The following is a 14280-nucleotide window of genomic DNA, read 5'->3' as shown; positions in this document are numbered from 1 at the left end:
CCTGCGCTGGTGGGAAAGCGCCGGACATCCCGGATGTTGCCCCGGCTGCCGGGCTGGATCGTCTCTGCGCCGTCCGAGACGCCGGAGGCGGCGGCCTTCTGGTCCGGGGCCGCGCTGGCGCATCTGGGTCAGGCAACGGCGTCGGGGGATGTGCCTCTGGCGCTTTGGCGCGATCGTCTGGCCCTGGCGGCGGCCGGGAACTGCACTGCAATGGCGGGGCGAAGGGACCATAGATGGCGATGACCGATTTTGCCTTGGCATACGTCCGTGCTGCCGCCTCAAGCGCCTTGCGCGGCAATCCGCATTCGCCTTCGATCTCGGGCCAGGTGGTGGCGCGCACCATGATCTCAAATGCCTCGAGACTTCGACAGGCAGGATGCAGAGGTTCAAATCCGCATCGCACTCATGAACCGCTTCACATCGCTCGGCACGCCCGAGACCGTCCGCATGCGCTGAAGATATCTGGGAAAGGGACACCTCCGGCCTCAGCGCTAATAGCGCAACAAAGCCCCCGCAGACTAGTTACAATCGCAAACGCCATCCTCAAAACAGGCATCCCGTGGCAGACCCAGCCTGATAGGTGAACACAGTTGCTAGGGAATTGTGCGCCGCATCAGATAGATATCCATGATCCAGCCATGCTCAGCCCGCGCGTTGGCGCGCGTCTGGACGATAAGATCGGACATCTCGGCCAAGGAGCCGGACAGCAGAATCTGGTTCTGCATTCCGACATAGGCCCCCCACCAGATTGCTACCCCAGCCGGGTCGAGCGCGGCAAACTCACAGCCGCCGTCCAGCATGACAACAGCCGTAGCCGCACCCTCTGGCCAGCCGGTTTCGCGCAGCCGGCGGCCTGTGGTGATGGCGACGGGGGCGGCAAGGTCATTCAGCGGAATTCCATGCGCTGCGCATAGTGTTTGAATGGCGGTGATGCCGGGTATGACCTTCAGCCGCAGGGGCATTCTACGGCCGAGCCGCTCGGCGATGCGCAGAGTGCTGTCGTAAAGCGACGGATCGCCCCAGACCAGAAACGCCACCTTTGCCCCGCCATCCTGCGCCAGATGACCAGCAATCACCGTGGCCCAGACCGCTGCGATCTCGTCGTGCCAATCTTTGACGCGGCGCAGGTAGTCTGGCGTTTCGGGGTCGCGCACTGGCAGATCAAATGTTTCAATCCGAACCGCCGGATTGGTGATACAGTTGCGGCAGATTTCGTGGCGCAGCCCGGCCAGATCGGCCTTGTCCTCGCCCTTAAGCGGGATGAGGATCAGATCGACGCTGTTCATCGCCTTGACCGCTTCTAAAGTCACATGTTCGGGATTGCCCGTACCGATCCCGATCAGGGTCAGGTCAATCATCGGATGAGCCTTCCATCAAAGGGCCGTATAGGATCACCGCCGGACCGCTGCCCGCCTCAGCCGCGATCACTGCGCCCAAGGCTCCGATGGTGGACCAAGTCAGGCGCTGTTCGGGATGACCGACGGCCTCGGCCACAAGGGCAGGGGTATCGGCGGATAAGCCGCGTGCCATCAGCCCCGCGGCCAGAACCGGGAAGGTGCGTTTGCCCATGAAGACAACGGTGGTAGCCGCCGGATCGGCCAGTGCGGCCCAGTTTAGCCCCTCAGGTAAATCACCCGTCACATCGGCGCCAGTCACGAACTGCACCCGGCGCGAGGTCAGCCTCCGCGTCAGAGGGATGCCCGCCGCTGCCGCCGCCGCACAGGCCGAAGGCACGCCCGGCACGATTTCAAACCCCACCCCTGCTGCGTTCAGGGCGGAGATTTCTTCTTCCAAACGGCCAAAGATGCCGCTGTCGCCGGATTTTAACCGCACCACCTTGGCACCGGTCAGCGCGTGATCGACCAGAAGCCGGCTGACCTGATCCTGCTTGGGCGACAAGCGCCCGGCCCGTTTGCCGACCGCGATCAGATCGGCCTCGGCCCGGCAATGGGACAAGATGGGGCCAGCCGACAGATCATCGAATAAGATGACATCGGCCTGCGACAAAAGCCGTGCTGCTTTGAGCGTCAAAAGCTCCGGGTCGCCGGGGCCAGAGGAGATGAAAGAGACAAAGCCGCTCATGGGGAAACCTTTGGGCTGGCAGGAGAGATCAGGTGAAAGAAAGTGCCGCTGACGCGCGCGCCGCCAGAGGTTTGGCGGCAGGAACCGGTTTCGGGGACCGCATCACCATTGGCATCTTCTACCGCAGCAAGGACGGGGTCGGGCTGACTCAGGATGGTGGCATAGTGGAACTCATGCCCGCGCAGCACCGCCATCCCCAGCTGTCCCGGCAAGGGGTGTAGGGGCCGTGCAAGGCGGTAGCCCAGATGCATGCGCCGCTTGGCAAAGCTGGTTTCTAACCCCAAAAGACCCACCATCTGGTGGTGCGTGCCATCGGCGGCCACCAACCCAGCACCCAAGGCCATATAGCCGCCGCATTCGCCATGCACCGGCCGCGCCTGCGCAAAGGTTGTCAAACCCGCGCGGAACTGGCCCGCCGCAGCCACGACCAGCCGGTCGGGGTAGACGCGAAGGCTGACTGGCCGGTTCGCAAATGATGCTGGAACACTGTAGCGGTTGCGTTCAAAGCTGATCAGGCAGGTGGGCGAGACGCGCTTGCTGATCTCGATGAAGCCGTCGAAGGCCACTGGCAGGGGCATCAAGGCTGCCCGTTCCTCAGCCCAGACATCGGCGATTGTTCCAGACAGCGTGCCATGTGCGGTCTCGTGCCACAGCGCGACGCAACGTTGTTCCAGCCAGTCATTCAGCGCGGCAAGATCGGGAAAGTCCGGCATGCCTTGCAGCATCTGATGACGGGAGTCGCGGACGTTCTTCTCGACCTGCCCTTTCTCCCACCCTGCTGCCGGATTGCAGAAATCTGGCTCGAAGACATAGTGGTTCGCCATGGCCAAAAAGCGGATATTGACCTGCCGCGCCTTACCGCGGCCCACAAGATCCACCGCCGTCTTCATGTTATCGTAGATCCTGCGTTCTGGCACGCCGCCGAACACCCGGAACGCATGCCAGTGCGCGTCGAACAGCATCTCATGGGTCTGCAAGGGATAGGCCCGCAGAAGGAAGGCCCGGCTGTGAGACAGCTTGATATGCGCCATCTGCAGCTTCATCCGCTCGCCGCCGATGACCGCAAAGTCCTCGCTCCAGTCAAACTGGAACGCCTCGCCCGGGCGGAAAGCCAGCGGGACGAAGGTGCCGCGCCCCGTTGTTTGCTCGTCGCGCTGACGATCGGCACGCCACTGCCGTGCAAAGGCCGCCACCCGGTTGTAGGAGCCGGTGAAGCCAAGAGCGACGAGATCGGCATGCATCTTCTTCAGCGTGTGCCGATCTTTGCGTCCCTTCTTCGCATTGGTCTTAAGCCAGCCTGCCAGCGTCTCGGCAAATGGATCAAGCTTGCTCGACCGTTCCGGCGTCGCAAACTTGGGCTCGATCACATCAGCCTTCAGATACTTCTTGATGGTATTGCGCGACACTCCGGTGCGGCGCTCGATCTCCCGGATCGCCAAACCCTGACGTAGGCGCAGCTTCCGGATCACGTTGAGTAGTCCCATGTCGATCACTCCTTTGACCCCCTCGCTCTTCGCTCGGGGGAGGGTCACATGGGTCAAATCTCAATGGAAATTATCCGCCTACCCGGGTCAGTTCTCAGTGGAAATCAACAGTCCACTATCGATTGTGGACACTATCCGCCTCTCTCACCACGCGGCAGGGCGGTCAGGCCGGACGCTTACCGATCACCGCCATCCCGAAAGCGAAGTGTCGTCATGACCGCCCCTGCCACACTCGCCATTTACGCCGGAGCGGCCCTGGCCGAGATCCTTGGCTGTTTCGCCGTCCGGGCCTGGATGCGGCAAGGGGCGAGCCCTCTCCGGCTGTTGCCAGGCCTCGTCAGCCTTGCCGTTTTTGCGTGGCTGTTGACCCTTGCCCCATCGGATTTCGCGGGGCGTGCCTATGCGGCCTATGGCGGCGTCTACATCGCGGCCTCGCTCCTCTGGCTTTGGCTTGTCGAAAAGCAGCGGCCTGATACGTGGGACATGAGCGGCGCTATGCTCTGTTTGCTCGGTGCAGCACTCATCCTGTTTGCCCCTCGAAGTGCGTGATCTTTCTTGTCTGACCAGTTCGTCGACCGAAAACGCCCAGACGGGATGACCATCATCTGGATCGGCCCAAGTCCTGCCGTGGCAAACTCCACACATCGTGACGCTCGAAGATGATGCACGGGGCGTACTACCGCTGAATTTCGCCGGCTAGGACAGCGCGTCCGTGCACGGCGAGAACTGCTGCAAACCTTGGACATCCGAACTGGCTGATGATCTCCATGACCCGAGCCTCGTAGGCTGTCTGACCGATGAGCCGACACAGGTCTGAAGCGTGAAACTGCCGGTTCCCACTGGGCGCAGCCTTGATCTGGTCGTGCAGCTCCCGCTCTCGTGGATCGAGCGCTCTCTCCGACGTAGGCGGTGCCTCCGATCGGCTCACCGTGCCGGGTGAGGTTCGCCAGCGACGCATGAACCCAAGGAGGAACCCGGCAGGAACCTTGTCGTTTCCGCGAGACCGGTTGAAGGCCAGGAAGCGGTCCCAGATCACCTGCGTGTCGACGTTCCAGCAGGGCAGGGCCTTCTTTGCCGCCTTGATCAACTCGGCCCAACAGGTTTGGAAGACGTTCGAGCCAGCGCCAATAGTGATCTGTCCTGAGAATACAGTTTTGTTATCTTTATCTCTAGATAGTGATGTGTCGCCTGTGCCTGACTCAATATCCTGATCTTCCCCCTCGGCGTCAAAGGCAGCGAAACGGAAGAGCCAGGGGGCGAACTTGCCGTTTGGCTTCTCTCGCCTCAGCTCCAACTCGGACGCCTCGAGTTCCGCCAGCAGTTCGGTCAGGTACTGGCGCGAGATGCTCATTTTGGACGCGAGATCGGTGAGGGTGAATGCGGCCGTCCCGCGCGGCAACCCGTTGTAGCCCTCTTTCCACGCGATAGCGTCGAGGATCACGGTTGCCAGCTTGTGGGCGGATACGGATAGATCTGTCTGTGTGATCCGTCGCAGGATCAGGCCGGTCGTGGGTTCCATGGTCGGTGTCTCCTGTGAGAGACGACCCCATGCCGAGCGCAAACAACATTCTTGCCAGCAAAACAACTTTGCCGGTTGCAGAGGTTTGGACTTTGCGCTAGAAGATCCTTGTTCACGGGTTCTTCTAGCGCGGCGTCAGGCTTTACGGTCTGGCGTCGTTTCCCTTTTCGGGTTCGGTGCACAGTCTCCGGTGCAAGTTGTGTCGGAGGCGGGCCTGCCTGATGCAGGCCCGCGCAAATTCAGTAGCGGACCTCTTCGAAGCCGTAGTTGCCCTCATGATCGCGCCAGTCGACGAAGACCGAGCGGTAGCTCACCCAGTTGCAGTGTCCGGTAGTGGGCAGATCGGAGGCGGGCGGGACTTGGGCAACGCTGGATCTGGTCCAGTGATAGTCACCCTGGACCCCGTAGGAGCCGAGGCGCGTGGAGTCCGATGTGATGCAGTCGCCGTCTCGGTTCTGGCGCTGGCTGAACTGGATGTGAAACACGCGGATGCTGCGCACGAAGTCGAAGGCATCACCCGAGATGTCGACGTCAGCGCGTTCGTCAGACTGGACCCGGACCAGAGGCAGGGGATCTCGCGGCACGCTGAGCTGAGGCCCGTCCCGGAAAACGATGTCGTACATACGCTCCATCGGCGAAAGCGGGGCAGGGGCGGTGAACGACGCCCCCATCGGACAGCGCCAGATCTGTAACGGCGGTTCGATCGGCCAGGGCGTGATCCGACGGGTGAAGACCGCGCGTGCACGGGCACAAGGTGCAGATGCCGGCCAGCCACCTGCCAAGCAGAGAAGGATGGCGCAGTCGACTTGATAGGCTTGCGCCGGCTCGACCGAACCTCCGAGGCTCGATACGGTGATGGCCGCGGCAGCCGCCGCGGTCCGGACCCTGTGCTTCCTGTGCTTCATGACGCCGACTCCCGCTATAATAGTGCGGCGATACAAAACAACACTACCGATAGCAAGGAAATTTCAGCGCATCGGCTGCGATGTCGTCCCGAGGCGGTGGTCGTAGATGCCCGCCCAAAGCCTGATTTCGCTTCGACGCACCGATTGAGCACTTACATCCACGATCCACGCGTAAGCGGCCATTAAACCGGCCAAGTCATCGGGCACGTTTTCCGTATCGTGTCACGCAATACTATGATAAGAATTATTTTCGATGGAAGTTCGCACGGCTAGTGAAGCGGCCAAGAAGAAGGTCATTCGATGGTTCGCGACGATGGAGAGACGGTAGGCCTGTTCGAGCCACTCATGGTCTCGGAGGGCTCTCTCGCCCGCGCAGGCTTGAATGATCTCGTGCTCGAGTTGGCGGAGAAGTCCGCCGGCTTCCGCAGCAGCTTGCCCGCTTCAATGGCCGAGGCGCTTGCCGATCTCGTGCGGTCGATGAACTGTTACTATAGCAACCTCATCGAGGGGCATGACACCCATCCCGTCGACATCGAACGTGCGATGCGGAACGACTACAGTGCCGATCCATCGAGGCGAAACCTTCAGCTAGAAGCGAAGGCGCATATCGCCGTTCAGAAATGGATCGACGAAGATGGCATGGCCGAACCACCAACAGCGCCCGCGTCGGTCATCGAACTACATCGACGGTTTTGTGAGCTTTTGCCGTCCGAGCTTCTCTTCGTCGCAAGCCCAAAGACAGGTGAAAAATTCCCGATAGTACCTGGCGAACTGCGCACCGATACGTTGAAGTCGGGCGCCATGTCGCCATCAGCCCTGGTGCTGTTCCCCGCTTTCTGGAGCGGATGCACAAAGCCTACAGCCTTCCCGGCAGGATCGAGCCGATCCTTGCTGCGGCTTGCGCCCATCACAGGCTTCTCTGGGTGCACCCCTTCCTTGATGGGAATGGTCGCGTTGCCCGCCTGATGTCCTACGCAATGCTGCGAAAAACCCTGGACACGCGGGGACTGTGGTCCGTGGCGCGCGGGCTTGCGCGACAAGAGGCAGCCTACAAGGAACACCTCGCCGCGTGTGACGGCCCCCGCCGTGGCGATCGTGACGGACGGGGCACGCTCAGCGAGGCCGCGCTTGCCTCCTTCGCGCAGTTCTTCCTGCGCACCTGCGTTGACCAGGTAGAGTTCATGGAAAGCCTGATGCGACCGGACCTGCTGCGCGACCGCATCCTGATCTGGGCAGAAGAAGGGATGCGTGCCGGAGCGCTGCCACCAAAAGCCGATACCGTGCTGAAGGCTGTGCTCTATCAGGGGCAAATCGAGCGCGGAGAGGTCGAGACCATCCTTGGCACCAGCGACCGCACTGCGCGACGGGTAACATCCGCGCTTCTGGAGGCGGGTGCTCTGTCGTCGATATCGACCCGTGCGCCGCTGAAGCTGGCTTTCCCTGCAAAGTATGCTGGGCGGTGGATGCCGGGGCTGTTTCCCGACCACAAGGGCTGAGGTTCGCAGGAGCGCAACAGGCGTAGCGCGGCCCATCTTCGTGGTGGTCCGGTAGAAGGGAAGTCCACTATTCCAAGGCGTCCACGAACCGCCCGTATTCCTCGCTCACCTCCCTGGCCTCAACAAAAGCCCGCGCGCGTTCATCATCGAGGCAGCGGAAGTAATCCTGCACCTCGGTGATGTAGGCTTCGAAATCCCCCCGGATCAGATCCGCGTAGGCGCGCATGTCCTCTCGTGACGTAGGCAGGAACGGCCGCTCGGGCGGAGTGCAGGCATGGGCCGGCCCCACCGCCACACTAAACGTGATCAGCAGCACCAGAGGGATGTTGCACGCACAGGTCATGTGCAGGGCAAAACTCCTTTGCCGCCTTTAAGATCACGATTTTGTCAGCTATCATCGTTATCGGAGCAAGGCGATCTTTGTCAAGTCGTTTTAATTGTCTTGCTATCGTTCATGTTGTATTGTATCGCCCACGGTGTTGCGACCCCGTGGGCCCGAGACTGCACCTCAGGCAGAAGAAGGACCCAAGGGAAGGCCATGATAGAAGAAGCCCCGAATGTGGTTACAGAAGATGGACTGCGCGGCCTCCTTGCCGAAGGCTACCTCATCGAGGTGGTCTGCAAGGAAGGGGCCGAGAAGCGCCACAACAGTTGGTACGGCGCCTGGGTCATCCGGGCCGTTGCCCCGGACGGGCGCGACGACAAGATGCTCGTCACCAGCCGTAGCGTCCTCAAGCTGCGCGATTTCAAGACCATCGTCGGCCTTGTCAGCTTCCTTGCCGACATGGGCTGCACGACCGCCAGCATCCCGCTCGTCGAGGGTGCCCGCGAGCATCACGCAGCCCCCGGACGGACATCCGAGCCAAGGACCGGCCCGGTTTTGGTCAAGGACAACTGACTGCGCGTTTGCGCTCGTCTTTCTACTAGGTACCGCCGCCTCTTCAATGCCTTTGGCCGCCGAAACTCTCGCGAGTGCCGGCGGCTTTATCTTCCAGGTCAGTCCCGACGGTCGACTGATCGACACCGCCGAGACTACGAGCAGCCTGCGCTCGTTCACCGGCGGCGACGACGCCCAGAACGGGCCTCTTTCAGATCGTCTCTTTCTTTTTGCAGAACCGCAGTCCCGTGGGGATGATGATCCCCTGAACGATGTGACGGCTGCCGCAGCGGTTACCCCGCGTGCTGGCCGCGCCTCCCCCGAAATCCTCCACGCTATCGAAACCACGGCACTGCGCTACGGCAGCCATGACGCCCTGCGCCAGGCGGGTCTGTCGGTCACCGACTGGACGCTGTTCTATCGCGCCAATATCGAGGTCGAGAGCGCCTACAATCCCGGCGCCTTGAGCCCGGTCGGGGCCATCGGGCTTGGCCAGTTGATGCCCGACACCGCCCGCGATCTCGGCGTCGATCCCCATGACATCGCCCAGAACCTCGACGGCTCGGCGCGGTACCTTCTGATGATGCTCGAGCAGTTCGGCGATCCAGCGCTGGCGCTCGCGGCCTACAATGCCGGTCCCCATGCGGTCACCCGCCATGGCGGCATTCCCCCCTTTCGAGAAACCCAAGGCCATGTGGCCCGTGTGACAGCCGTGTTCCAGCGGCTGAGAGGAGACCTTTCGTGACGTCCAAGAATCTTCAAAGCGTGCTCCGCGCGCGGGCCATTGTCGCGCTCGGCGCAACCGCCCTCATCGTGCTGGCAGGCCCTGCGCTGGCCCAAAGCATCGATCTGTCGCCCGTGCAAACCCTTCTGCAAGGCATCGTCGATGCGATCACCGGCCCCTTGGGCATCGTGATCGGCACGCTCGCGCTGATCGGCGTGTTCCTCTCCTGGCTCTTCGGCATCCTCGATTTCCGCCAAGCGCTCTGGGTCGTGGTCGCGATCGCGGGCATCGCTGCAGCGCCCACCATCGTCGCCGCCATCTGGACGACCTGAGCCAAACCGATGTCCGACCAGTCCCGCGTGTTCATCGGCCTTCTCAGGCCACCCAAGCTGATGGGCTTGCCGATCATGTACGCCATGGTTTGGCTCTTCGGCTCGACGCTCCTGTTCCTCTGGGTCCAGAGCTGGGTGGTGGCCGTCTTCGCGGGGCTGGCCTGGCCGGCGCTTTGGAAAGCCGCGGACTGGGATCCGAACTTTCTCGACGTCCTGGTCATCACCTTGCAGGAAACCCCGCCTACAACGAACCGCAAACTCCATGGGGGCGACAGCTATGCCCCGTGATGGAGTTGCCGATGATGTGGCCGACGCGCTCGATCCGCTGACCGCGCTGCCCGCATGGGTCATGGGCGAGAAACGGCTCTCCTCCATGCTGCCTTACGTCAGCCTTGTGACCGACCGGACGATCCGGACGCGCGGCAACGAGCTGATGCAATGCATCCGGCTCGAAGGGGTGAACAGCACCACGAGCGAGGACGCCCATCTCGACCGAATCGGCGGGCTCTTGGCGGGCATCGTTGCGCAGGTCGGGACGGGGTTTTCCTTCTACCTGCACAAGGTCTCGAAAGCGGTCGATGTGACCCTGCCGCCCATCCCGGGCGCAGGGTTCGCCGCCGCCGTTGACCAACGCTGGCAGGCCCATCTGGGTTGGTCGGGCTTGCGCGACAAGACACTGACCCTGACGGTGCTGAAGCGCCCGGAGACCGGCAGCCGTCTGCCGTTCGGCCTGAGCGCGGGACGCGCCCGGCATGCAGCCGACACGACCCGGCGCTTGCGAAAGCTCGACGAGGTCGTGGGATTTCTCCTGTCATCCTTCGATGAGTTGAAACCCCGCCTCCTTGCCGCCAGCACTGGCGAGCTTCTGGGCTTCCTCGGCTCGCTCAACGTAGGCGAGGAGCATCCGCTCTACCCGCGATCGCGCCTCGGCGTGATCGCCGAGGATGTTGCCAATACCCGCGTCACCTTCCGCGGCACGACCATCGCGCTCTCTGACGGTGCCGTCGGCGACAAGCTCGGCACGATCTTCGCAGTGAAGAACTACCCCGCCAAGACCGACAGCCTGATGCTCGACGAGCTGAACCTGCCCGTCGACATGGTGGTCACACACTCCTTTGTGCCGATCAATGCCAACATTATGGCGGGTCGCATCAAGCGGCAGTTGCGCCTGATGCAGGCCGCCAATGACGGGGCCGTCAGCCTCGCGCAGGAACTCGAACTCGCACAGGACGATCTGGAATCGAAACGCCTGATCTTCGGTGAACACCATATGACGGTGGCCGTCTATGCGCGCACCAGAGGCCAGCTCGACGATATCGCGGCCGAAATCCGCAACATCTCCGCCACCTCCGGCATCAACCTGATCTCAGAAGCCTTCGGGGCGCGGGCGCATTTTATGGCGCAGCATCCTGGCAACACCGGGGCGCGGAGCCGCAAGGCCGCGATCACGAACCACAACTTCGCGGATCTCGCCACCTTCCATCGCACGCCGCTCGGCAAGATTGGCCGGGAAGTGCCGTGGGGCGTGCCGATCACGCTTTTCCCGACGCCAGAGCGCAGCGGGTTCCGGTTCAACTTCCACGAAGAGGGGGCGCCGGACCGTGAGCCCACAGGCGGGCACACGCTGATCCTCGGCCGCCCCGGGTCGGGCAAATCCGTGCTCGCGGCTTTCCTCATGACCATGGCCCGGCGCGCAGGTGCCCGGCTCTTCGTCTTCGACTACCGCGCCGGCATGGAAATGGCCGTCCGCGCGCTTGGCGGCAGCTATTCGACCGTGCGCGCCGGACGGCCCACGGGGCTCAACCCCTTGCAGACCGACATTGATGCCCGAGGTCAGGCCTGGCTTGCTGACTGGCTCGCAAGCCTCCTCGAGCGCCGCGACCGGCCTTTGACCCCGGTGCAGACCAACCGCCTGCAGGAGGTCGTGCGCCAGAACGCAAGCGCCGGGAATGCGGGGCTCAGGAACTGGTCGGACTTCGCCTCGCTCCTCGTCTCGACCGATGACGACGGCGATCTCTTCGAGCGGATGCAGGAATGGACCGCCGAGGGCCGCTACGGCTGGATTTTCGGGGCGAACGCAAACGACACGTTCCAAATCGGGGGCAGCACCGACGCTGATGTCGCGGGATTCGATCTAACCGGCATCCTCGACTCCGAGAGCGAACGGGAACGCATGGCGGTCCTGTCCTACCTCTTCCGCCGGGTCGAGCGGGTGATCGAGGATCGCAAGCCCACGATCATCGTGATCGACGAGGCCTGGAAGGCCCTCGACAACGCGTATTTCGCGGAGCGACTCTCGAACTGGCTGGTTACCGCGCGAAAGCAGAACGCGGTCGTCGTGATGATGACCCAGTATGCCAGCCAGCTCGAGCGCACCCGGACCGGCAAGACCATCGTGGAAGCCGTGCCGACGCAGGTGCTCCTGCCCAACATCCGCGCCTCGGCCGCCGACTACGCGATGCTCGGCCTCAGCGAGAAAGAACTCGACGTGCTTCTGGGCGTCGGCTCCGCCTCTCGCCTCGCGCTCGTGCGCGATGACCGTGGCGCGGTGGTGATCGACGCCGATCTCAGCGCCCTCGGTCCCCTCGTGACCATCCTTGGCGGCATGGAGAAGGGCGAGGCTCTTGTTGGCTCCGATTACCGCGATCGCCCTGATTTCTGGAGAGTGACATGACCCGTACCATCACGCGCAGCGTTGTGCTGCTTGGGCTCGGCCTGACCCTGACAGCCTGTGCCCAGCATAATCCCGCGCAGGCCAACTGCTTCAACTTCCGCGAGGCCCCTGCGCAGGCAGGAACTGCCATGACCACGATCTCGACCATGGGGGCGGAAGTCACGCGGCGCGACACGGCTTGCGATTTCGTGCTGCTGAGGGCGGGCGGCTAAGCCGATGCGGAGCTGGCTCCCCCTCTCGATGATTGGCCTTGCGCTGGCAGGTCCCACGGCCGGGCCAGCCAACGCTCAAGGCGTGCCGACCTTCGATCTGCGCTTGTTTGCTGAACGACAGGCAATCCTCGAACAGACCGATCAGGACCTAGCGCTGCAGCAAGACCGACTGACCCGCGAAGAGGAACTGGCCGAGATCGAACGCCAGCAACTCGCCTCCCTCGAAGGGCTGATGGATGCCATGTCCCTCGGCTCAGGCGATGTCGCAGGCACCGTGGCAGGGCTCGAGACGGGACAGGGGGCTGTTGACGATGTCGAGAGCGCCGCAGCCAGCCTCTACGCGCCTGAGGACAACAATCCGGCTGCAGCCCGGATGTTTGGCGATGCCCGGGAAGGGATCGAAGAGCTGATCATCCGCGCCGCGCGCGACACACATAGCCTGCCCGGGGTGAGCCGCGCTGGCTTGTCTCTGGTGCAGTGGCGCTGTCTTCTGCAGGCGCTGATCTGGCAGGAGAGCCGGTTCCAGATTGGTGCGCGCTCACCCGCCGGGGCTTTCGGGCTCACGCAGATCATGCCTGCCACCGCAAGCGATCTCGGCATCAACCCCGCCTATTACGACGACCCGTACCTGCAGGTCACCGGCGGCGCGCGATACCTCGCGATGATGCTGAACATGTTCGATGGCAACATCATCCATGCGCTTGCCGCTTACAACGCAGGCCCGGGCAACGTGCAAGACTACGGCGGCGTCCCGCCCTTCGCGGAGACCCAGCACTACGTGGTGGTGATCCCGCAGCAATACAACAGCTACCTTGCCGCCGTGGGCGGCATCGATGCGCTCGGTACGATTGATCCAGTCCTTCTGGCGAACGCGAGCTTCAGCCTGTCGGCCCATGGGGCAGGTGTCTACGGGGACTATTCGCTGGTCTCGGTTCGCGCGGCCGCCCTGCGCGTGCAGGACATCATCACCCGCATCGGTGAGACCGAAGACCTGCATGAGGCCATCGCGCTCAACACCTATGCGCGCGCCGAGTTGGCCCGGCTGGTCGCGATCCGCACCCGGATCAAGGCCGCCCACACCCAGCCGCTGAGCGAGGAACAACTCGCCATGGCCGCCGCCCAAGCCGCCGAGCGGCAGTTCATGGATTTCACCTTGGAGAGTTTGCGATGATCAAGCGCATGTCCCGTTCCCTTGCCACCGGTGCCGCGACACTTGCGCTTGGCCTCGCTTTTGCAGGTCCCGTCGCGTCACAGGGCGTGCCCACGGTCGATACCCAGAACATCGCCCAGGAAATCCGCCAGCTTCAGCAGATGCTGCAAGATTTCGGGATCCAGACCGATCTTCTGGACAATGCGCTCGCGCAGCTCGAGACGCTGCAAGGCCAGCTCGATCAGCTGAACGAGATGTATGCCTCGCTCACCGGGCCGCGCAGTATCCTCGGTCTCGCCATGGGCGGCGATCTCGACGGCCTCCTGCAGGCCAATTTCGAAGACATCCCTGGTCTGATCCGCGGCATCCAGGCGGGCGACTGGTCGAGCCTGATCGGCCCCAACGCAGGTCCCCTGCGCACGCAGATGGAACAAGCCCTTGCCAGTGCCGGGTTCGACGAGGACTCGCTGCGCGAGATCGCCACGAGCGGCAATCCCGGCGCTGAAGGTGTCGCCACCCGCGCCACGACCGGCGCTGTGATGTCGGCGGCGGCCCAGAACAGCCATGCAGAGGCAGCGCAATCCCTCGAACGTGTCGAACAGCTCGTCGCGATTATCCCCGACATGGAGGACCTGAAGGCGTCGATGGACCACAACACCCGTGTTACGGCGGAACTCGCCATCGCCATGACGCGGATGTGGGAACTTGAAGCCATCCAGACCCTCGGCGCAGGCAATGCGGGCGTGGTGGATGCCGCCACCGTCGCCGAAGAGCGCCGGTACATGGACTTCACCCTGCCGAGCCTCGCGCCATGAGCAAGGCTCC

At 63.0% G+C, this 14280-nt stretch carries 16 protein-coding genes and 3 pseudogenes; 12 read left to right on the top strand and 7 right to left on the bottom strand.

Annotated elements, in window-relative coordinates:
* The first annotated feature begins 33 nt into the window (after positions 1-33).
* Positions 34-243, top strand: a complete 210-nt coding sequence (locus AC4PTB_RS17770) for a DUF1403 family protein (protein WP_136904850.1) — start codon at positions 34-36, stop codon at positions 241-243.
* Between the two features lie 108 nt (positions 244-351).
* A pseudogene (locus AC4PTB_RS17765) lies at positions 352-456 on the top strand (IS5/IS1182 family transposase); the annotation flags it as partial.
* Positions 457-593: 137 nt separating this feature from the next.
* On the opposite strand, the gene cobF reads toward AC4PTB_RS17765, so the two are convergent.
* The 4 genes and pseudogenes from cobF to istA form a co-directional block, all read right to left on the bottom strand.
* Positions 594-1358 (bottom strand): precorrin-6A synthase (deacetylating), encoded by a 765-nt coding sequence (gene cobF / locus AC4PTB_RS17760; RefSeq protein WP_136904851.1) that lies wholly within the window; start codon positions 1356-1358, stop codon positions 594-596.
* A complete protein-coding gene (gene cobA, locus AC4PTB_RS17755) occupies positions 1351-2082 on the bottom strand; it encodes a uroporphyrinogen-III C-methyltransferase (RefSeq protein ID WP_136904852.1) in 732 nt (243 codons plus the stop codon). The genes cobF and cobA overlap by 8 nt, the downstream gene beginning before the upstream one ends.
* Complete coding sequence (locus AC4PTB_RS17750; protein ID WP_492192667.1) at positions 2079-2507, bottom strand: hypothetical protein; 429 nt, start codon at positions 2505-2507, stop codon at positions 2079-2081. Before AC4PTB_RS17750 ends, cobA begins: the two co-directional genes overlap by 4 nt.
* Positions 2490-3566, bottom strand: a pseudogene (gene istA, locus AC4PTB_RS17745) (IS21 family transposase); the annotation flags it as partial. The gene AC4PTB_RS17750 and the pseudogene istA, both read right to left, overlap by 18 nt.
* A gap of 213 nt (positions 3567-3779) precedes the next feature.
* On the opposite strand from istA, the gene AC4PTB_RS17740 reads away from it, so the two are divergent.
* Positions 3780-4115: a YnfA family protein gene (locus AC4PTB_RS17740; RefSeq protein WP_136904854.1), complete on the top strand. Its 336-nt coding sequence runs from the start codon at positions 3780-3782 to the stop codon at positions 4113-4115.
* Positions 4116-4242: 127 nt separating this feature from the next.
* Here the strand turns inward: AC4PTB_RS17740 and AC4PTB_RS17735 are convergent, their stop codons facing one another.
* Both AC4PTB_RS17735 and AC4PTB_RS17730 read right to left on the bottom strand, forming a co-directional pair.
* Positions 4243-5085: a hypothetical protein gene (locus AC4PTB_RS17735; RefSeq protein WP_136904855.1), complete on the bottom strand. Its 843-nt coding sequence runs from the start codon at positions 5083-5085 to the stop codon at positions 4243-4245.
* 239 nt (positions 5086-5324) lie between these two features.
* Positions 5325-5990 (bottom strand): hypothetical protein, encoded by a 666-nt coding sequence (locus tag AC4PTB_RS17730; RefSeq protein ID WP_136904856.1) that lies wholly within the window; start codon positions 5988-5990, stop codon positions 5325-5327.
* 300 nt (positions 5991-6290) lie between these two features.
* Between AC4PTB_RS17730 and AC4PTB_RS17725 the strand changes: the two are divergent.
* Positions 6291-7486: pseudogene (locus AC4PTB_RS17725) on the top strand (Fic family protein).
* Between the two features lie 67 nt (positions 7487-7553).
* Here AC4PTB_RS17725 and AC4PTB_RS17720 read toward each other — a convergent pair.
* The gene (locus AC4PTB_RS17720) at positions 7554-7712 is read right to left on the bottom strand and encodes an RNA-binding protein (RefSeq protein WP_394347651.1); all 159 of its coding nucleotides are present in this window, start codon (positions 7710-7712) and stop codon (positions 7554-7556) included.
* A 312-nt stretch (positions 7713-8024) separates the two neighbouring features.
* Between AC4PTB_RS17720 and AC4PTB_RS17715 the strand changes: the two genes are divergently transcribed.
* The 8 genes from AC4PTB_RS17715 to AC4PTB_RS17680 are packed head-to-tail and all read left to right on the top strand — an operon-like array spanning position 8025 to position 14270.
* Positions 8025-8384 carry a hypothetical protein gene (locus tag AC4PTB_RS17715; RefSeq protein ID WP_136904857.1) on the top strand — a complete coding sequence of 120 codons (360 nt, stop codon included), beginning with the start codon at positions 8025-8027 and terminating at the stop codon, positions 8382-8384.
* Positions 8385-8430: 46 nt separating this feature from the next.
* Positions 8431-9108 (top strand): lytic transglycosylase domain-containing protein, encoded by a 678-nt coding sequence (locus tag AC4PTB_RS17710; protein WP_346655932.1) that lies wholly within the window; start codon positions 8431-8433, stop codon positions 9106-9108.
* 20 nt (positions 9109-9128) lie between these two features.
* Positions 9129-9419 (top strand): TrbC/VirB2 family protein, encoded by a 291-nt coding sequence (locus AC4PTB_RS17705; RefSeq protein ID WP_136904919.1) that lies wholly within the window; start codon positions 9129-9131, stop codon positions 9417-9419.
* A gap of 9 nt (positions 9420-9428) precedes the next feature.
* The gene (locus AC4PTB_RS17700) at positions 9429-9707 is read left to right on the top strand and encodes a VirB3 family type IV secretion system protein (protein WP_018065947.1); all 279 of its coding nucleotides are present in this window, start codon (positions 9429-9431) and stop codon (positions 9705-9707) included.
* A complete protein-coding gene (locus AC4PTB_RS17695; protein ID WP_136904858.1) occupies positions 9697-12093 on the top strand; it encodes a VirB4 family type IV secretion/conjugal transfer ATPase in 2397 nt (798 codons plus the stop codon). Before AC4PTB_RS17700 ends, AC4PTB_RS17695 begins: the two co-directional genes overlap by 11 nt.
* Entirely contained in the window at positions 12090-12305 is a 216-nt protein-coding gene (locus AC4PTB_RS17690; RefSeq protein ID WP_136904859.1) for a hypothetical protein, read from the top strand. Before AC4PTB_RS17695 ends, AC4PTB_RS17690 begins: the two co-directional genes overlap by 4 nt.
* Before the next feature lie 4 nt (positions 12306-12309).
* A complete protein-coding gene (locus AC4PTB_RS17685) occupies positions 12310-13476 on the top strand; it encodes a lytic transglycosylase domain-containing protein (protein WP_136904860.1) in 1167 nt (388 codons plus the stop codon).
* The gene (locus AC4PTB_RS17680) at positions 13473-14270 is read left to right on the top strand and encodes a type IV secretion system protein (protein ID WP_136904861.1); all 798 of its coding nucleotides are present in this window, start codon (positions 13473-13475) and stop codon (positions 14268-14270) included. The genes AC4PTB_RS17685 and AC4PTB_RS17680 overlap by 4 nt, the downstream gene beginning before the upstream one ends.
* Positions 14271-14280: the final 10 nt, after the last annotated feature.

It is taken from the genome of Rhodobacter sp. 4.3.4, assembly GCF_058724655.1.
The sequence above is the reverse complement of the archived record's forward strand: the minus strand, read 5'-3'. Positions and strand labels throughout refer to the sequence as shown.

Coding starts and splice junctions, on each gene's coding strand:
- AC4PTB_RS17685 (WP_136904860.1), top strand. CDS start 12,310: ATGCGGAGCTGGCTCCCCCTCTCGATGATTGGCCTTGCGCTGGCAGGT.
- AC4PTB_RS17740 (WP_136904854.1), top strand. CDS start 3,780: ATGACCGCCCCTGCCACACTCGCCATTTACGCCGGAGCGGCCCTGGCC.
- AC4PTB_RS17695 (WP_136904858.1), top strand. CDS start 9,697: ATGCCCCGTGATGGAGTTGCCGATGATGTGGCCGACGCGCTCGATCCG.
- AC4PTB_RS17715 (WP_136904857.1), top strand. CDS start 8,025: ATGATAGAAGAAGCCCCGAATGTGGTTACAGAAGATGGACTGCGCGGC.
- AC4PTB_RS17770 (WP_136904850.1), top strand. CDS start 34: ATGTTGCCCCGGCTGCCGGGCTGGATCGTCTCTGCGCCGTCCGAGACG.
- AC4PTB_RS17730 (WP_136904856.1), bottom strand. CDS start 5,990: ATGAAGCACAGGAAGCACAGGGTCCGGACCGCGGCGGCTGCCGCGGCC.
- AC4PTB_RS17735 (WP_136904855.1), bottom strand. CDS start 5,085: ATGGAACCCACGACCGGCCTGATCCTGCGACGGATCACACAGACAGAT.
- AC4PTB_RS17690 (WP_136904859.1), top strand. CDS start 12,090: ATGACCCGTACCATCACGCGCAGCGTTGTGCTGCTTGGGCTCGGCCTG.
- AC4PTB_RS17720 (WP_394347651.1), bottom strand. CDS start 7,712: ATGCGCGCCTACGCGGATCTGATCCGGGGGGATTTCGAAGCCTACATC.
- cobA (WP_136904852.1), bottom strand. CDS start 2,082: ATGAGCGGCTTTGTCTCTTTCATCTCCTCTGGCCCCGGCGACCCGGAG.
- AC4PTB_RS17700 (WP_018065947.1), top strand. CDS start 9,429: ATGTCCGACCAGTCCCGCGTGTTCATCGGCCTTCTCAGGCCACCCAAG.
- AC4PTB_RS17710 (WP_346655932.1), top strand. CDS start 8,431: ATGCCTTTGGCCGCCGAAACTCTCGCGAGTGCCGGCGGCTTTATCTTC.
- AC4PTB_RS17680 (WP_136904861.1), top strand. CDS start 13,473: ATGATCAAGCGCATGTCCCGTTCCCTTGCCACCGGTGCCGCGACACTT.
- cobF (WP_136904851.1), bottom strand. CDS start 1,358: ATGATTGACCTGACCCTGATCGGGATCGGTACGGGCAATCCCGAACAT.